The organism is Mesorhizobium sp. M1078 (assembly GCF_040318615.1).
In the GTDB taxonomy this organism is placed as follows: domain Bacteria; phylum Pseudomonadota; class Alphaproteobacteria; order Rhizobiales; family Rhizobiaceae; genus Mesorhizobium.
The window spans coordinates 1-4,444 of the sequence record NZ_JAMYMP010000075.1 but is presented as its reverse complement, the minus strand read 5'-3'; the positions used below and the strand labels follow the sequence as shown (position 1 = coordinate 4,444).

Sequence of the window (4,444 nt, the reverse complement as noted above, 5' to 3'; positions counted from 1 at the left end):
CGGATCGCCTCTGTCGTCGTGGCGCTCCCATGAAGAACCTGGCCCATAGCGCATCCTTTGATTCGGACGAAAAGTATGCGCCATCAAAGCCTGGGATCAAACATCTAGGAGCGCGCGAAATGCCCCATGTCGAGGAAATGGCCGGCGAGACCGTGACGGCCACCCACCCACATTTCGCCTAGAAGCGGCGCCCTTGAACCTCATATTCAGCGGCTTCCAGGGTTGCAAGGCCGGGCGCCTTCGGTTCCAAAATGGGTGGCGTCCGGGTATGGGTATGGGTTCCGTTTCGATTAAATTCCCGAGTTGCCGCATCTGCGGCCAAAACAAACTGGTCGCGGTTTTTATCTCAGTTGCGCGGTGGGCCCTCGATGATCTCTCATTTTGGAAGAAAGCGAACCTACCGCAATGGCATCGTTCATCGAACAGCGGACCGCTTATATGCGGCCAGTGGCACCTGCCTTGCGATAGTGGCCGACCGCAATCCAGCAGGATTGCACGTGGCCAGGCTATCTGCGGTGGCGCGCTTACCGGCGATAAGATAGAAATCAGGCAAACGCCGCTACCGCGAAATAGGATTTCATCCAATATGTCGCTCGTTAAGACGTCAAGGATCGCGAAACGCACTGGACCAGACAAGGGTTTGCATCCCGAAAAAGCAGATTTGCCGGCCAGATCACGCCAAAGCATCAAATCAGACCTACCTCACGGACAAATAGCCGAACGGTTTGCCGCCGCCACTGAGGAGCTGGCCAGCGGCATCACCGAGGCATCGGCCGCCGGTGAAGAATTACGGCGATCGATGGAACAGATCGCCGCGGGTGCGGAGGAAGCATCAGGCGCGGCTGAAGAACAACTGCGCACAATCAGCGACTCCACGCAAACGCTGGCCGTGGGACGACGCTTAGCCGAGGATTCGCAAAGGCGATCGGAATCGGTGCAGGGCTTGCTTGCCGATGTGACGAATCAGGTGATGAATGCGGTCAGTGCGATTGAACGAAATGCCGCTCGCCAGGAAAGCTCGGCACAATTGATTGCCGTTATCGAAGAACGCGCGGAAGAAGTCGGAGCTATAGGCCGCACGGTCAGCCGCATCTCGGACCAGACGAATCTGTTTGCCCTAAACGCCGCCATCGAAGCCGCTCGCGCCGGCGATCATGGCCGCGGATTTGCCGTAGTCGCTGAAGAAGTAAGGTCGCTGGCGCAGATATCCGACACCAGCGCACGTGAAGTTCAGGCGCTATCCACCAGCATCCAAAAAGATGTCAGCGCGGTTGCAGCCGGAGTCGCTGCTGCCGCTCACGCTGCGGCATCCGAAGCAAAGGCCTCAAACGTCGTGCTGCGAAACCTTCGCGCCATGCGGGAAACCGCGGGCGAGATCGCGCTCGGCAGCCGCGCCATCTCGCTGGCTTCGGTTGAAGCCGAAAAAGCCGCCACCGAGGCGCAAAAAGGTGCCGAGCAAGTTGCCAGTGCCGCGGAGCAGCAGTCGGCTGCAGCTGCGGAATCGCAGGCAGCGATCCAACAGCAGACGCAGGCGCTTGTTGAAGGCCAAACGGCAGCGCACGCGCTGGCACGCTTGGCTAATCTATTGCGCGCCGGAGACGCAGGAAAAGCCGCCGAGCAGGCGTCCTCGGCAGCCGAACAGCTGTCGGCGAATATTCAGGAGCTCTCGGGGGCCGCCGGTCAGATTCTGGCTGCGGTCGAGCAGATCAACCGTGGCGCCCAGCAGCAGGCGGCGGCCACCCACGAAAGTTCGGCCTCACTGAGCCAGATCGAGCAAAGTGCTGCCCTTGCAAAAGAAAATGCAGTTGCAGCCGAGGAGCGTGTTGCAGCGATGGAACAGTCGCTGAGGGAAACTTACGCGGCGGTCGAAAGCCTTATTAACGGATTGACGGGTTCCCTCCAGGACACGACAGCGAGCGTATCTGCGTTGCTTAGTTTGGAGGTAACTGGCCGCAAGATCGAGAAGATCGTCGATGCGATCACATTAGTCGCGGTTCAGACCAGCATGCTTGCCGTCAGTGGAGCGGTCGAAGCAGCCAGGGCGGGCGACTATGGCAGCGGCTTCTCCTTGGTGTCCAAAGACATTCGCGGGCTGGCGCGCGAAGCATCGCAATCCTTGGATAAAGTGAAGGATACGGTTCGCGGAATGATCGAGCAGATATCTTCGCTGCGTGGCGATCTCGAGCGGATCTGCGGCCTGTCGGAAGTCGAGATTCAGAATAGTCGCGCCACTTTAGCGGTATTTGAGAAGACCAAAGAAGAGCTGGCGCAGCTCGTCGAGGCGAGCAAAGCGATCAATTCTGGCGCTACCGACATACTCGTTGCGGCGAGCCAGGCTTCAGCTGGCGCGAAGCAGATTGCAACAGCCGCAGAGGAAGCCGGTGCAGCGTCTAGAGAGGCATCGACCGCTTCCCAAGAGCAAGCGCGAGGAGCTGAGGACCTGGCTGCGGCGATTGAGGAGATTGCCTCCCTCGCTGAAGAGCTCAAGTCACAAAATGTCTGAGCAAGGCGCGCCAGCGGCGCTATCCAAACGGTTCTTGGCGGTTCGCTGCTCCGAGCATACTTACGCGGTTCCGGTCGATCGGGTGGCCGAGATCGTCAGGGTACCCGTAATGGCAAAGGTGCCGCAAGCCCCAGCGGCTTTGTGCGGATTAGCGAACTTGCGTGGGTCAATTGTGCCAATTGCGGACTTGAGCCGCTTGCTGCGACTTGCTTCTGAAGCTCTGTCGGATTCGGCGCGAGCCGTGGTCATCGACGCACCCGCGCCGTATGCGCTGCTTGTCAACACTGTCGAAGGGATCGTCAACGTACAGGCAAGCAGCATCGAGCAGCGTCATTCACTCAAGGGCGCCGCGGTGAGCAGCGGCGATGACAGTGTCTTCTCAAATGATGGCGAGGCGGTGAGGATTCTCAACGTTGATACCCTGCTCGAAGGGGCGTTTACCCCCCAAGCCCGGGATCGTGTGACCGGCCGCAGCCGCACGTTGGTTCCTGATATGAGCGCGATAGGCGCTGTAGGTCGAGAAATGCTCGCAACGTTCGTAGTCGATGGGCAGGATTACGCATTTCCATTTGCCGAGGTGCAGGAGGTCTTCAATATCCCCCGAGGCCTGACTTCTCTGCCGGGCGCGGATGCGCAGGTCCCTGGTTTGATATCGTTCCGCGACGGACTGCTGCCAATTTTGTCCCTAAGAGCACTGTTTGGCCTCGCTAACGAGCTTCAGGGAAATGAGAAGGTCATCGTCGCGTATGTCCGCGGCACCGCGGTCGGCGTCGTTGTCGACGCTGTCAAGCAGAGCATCGCCATCGATCCTCTGAGGCTGGAACCCGTGCCGCCAATTATGGCCGCCAGAATTGGCGGCGAGGCTAAGGTCAAGGCAATCTATCGGAGCGAGGCGGATAGCCGGCTGCTGTCGGTCTTGCACCCGGATTTGTTGCTCAGCGAGGAAACCATGCGTGGTCTGGGTCATGTGCAAGCTCCGGCCCGAGACGGCTCCGCACCGACAGAAGGTTCAAAGCGCGACGAGATCAAGCTGCTCGCCTTCCAACTTGGCGCCGGCGAATTCGCCTTGCCCATTGAGGTCGTCGAGGAAGTTGCACTGGTGCCGGAGCGTGTGACGCGGGTTCCAAAGACGCCCAAATTTCTTGAAGGGGTCATCAATCTGCGCGGCGAGGTGCTGCCTGTCATCGATCAGCGGAAGCGCTTCGACATGCCGCCGTTTGAGAATCGTGGCCGGACGCGTCTGATTGTGGTCAAATCCGGTTCCCACCGCGCCGGGATCATCGTCGACAGCGTCTCGGAAGTCCTGGGCGTCGATGCATCAGCGCTCGCTCGGGCGCCGGATCTGGCGGGAGAAACTACGCGCCTGATCCAGTCGATCGTCAGCCTGGATGAAGGCGTTCGCATCCTCATGCTGCTTGATCCAACCGAACTGCTCACGCGTGCCGAGCGCACCTTTCTGGACTCTTTTCAAACCAAGCTGCAGACTTGATCAAGGTTCTGATCATCGACGACTCTGCCCTCGTTCGAAAGCTGCTTGCCGGAATGCTGTCGGACGCATCCGAATTCCAAGTTGAAACCGCTCGAAATGGCGCCGAAGGACTGGAGCGCCTGCACGCCTTCCGCCCCAATGTGGTCACGCTCGATGTCCACATGCCGCAGATGAACGGCTTTATGTGCCTTGATCGTATCATGCTGGAAAGGCCGACCCCGGTCGTCATGGTATCGTCAGTGACATCACAGAGCGCCGATGAGACCCTGCAAGCGCTTCGCCTCGGCGCATTCGATTTCGTTGCGAAGCCTTCGGGAACATTGTCCTTACGCGTTGATCAGATGAAAGACGATCTGCTCGACAAGATTCGAACCGCCGCCGTCACCGGCATCAAACCCACGCTGCGATTGCAGGAACGTATACGCCACCGTATAGGGCAGACGCTGCCGACA

The 4,444-nt window shown here is 59.3% G+C and carries 4 protein-coding genes; all 4 read left to right on the top strand.

All coding sequences use genetic code 11. The annotated features are described in order from the left end of the window. Positions 1–182: hypothetical protein (locus tag NKH38_RS33040; protein ID WP_352904873.1), on the top strand; the 182-nt coding region annotated here is incomplete at its 5' end. Between the two features lie 92 nt (positions 183–274). Beyond that, positions 275–2,503 (top strand): methyl-accepting chemotaxis protein, encoded by a 2,229-nt coding sequence (locus NKH38_RS33035; RefSeq protein ID WP_352765562.1) that lies wholly within the window; start codon positions 275–277, stop codon positions 2,501–2,503. Continuing rightward, on the top strand, positions 2,496–3,992 hold the full coding sequence (locus NKH38_RS33030; protein WP_084630992.1) for a chemotaxis protein CheW: 1,497 nt from the start codon (positions 2,496–2,498) through the stop codon (positions 3,990–3,992). Before NKH38_RS33035 ends, NKH38_RS33030 begins: the two co-directional genes overlap by 8 nt. Beyond that, on the top strand, positions 3,989–4,444 hold a 456-nt coding region (locus NKH38_RS33025; protein WP_352904870.1), incomplete at its 3' end, for a response regulator. The genes NKH38_RS33030 and NKH38_RS33025, both read left to right, overlap by 4 nt.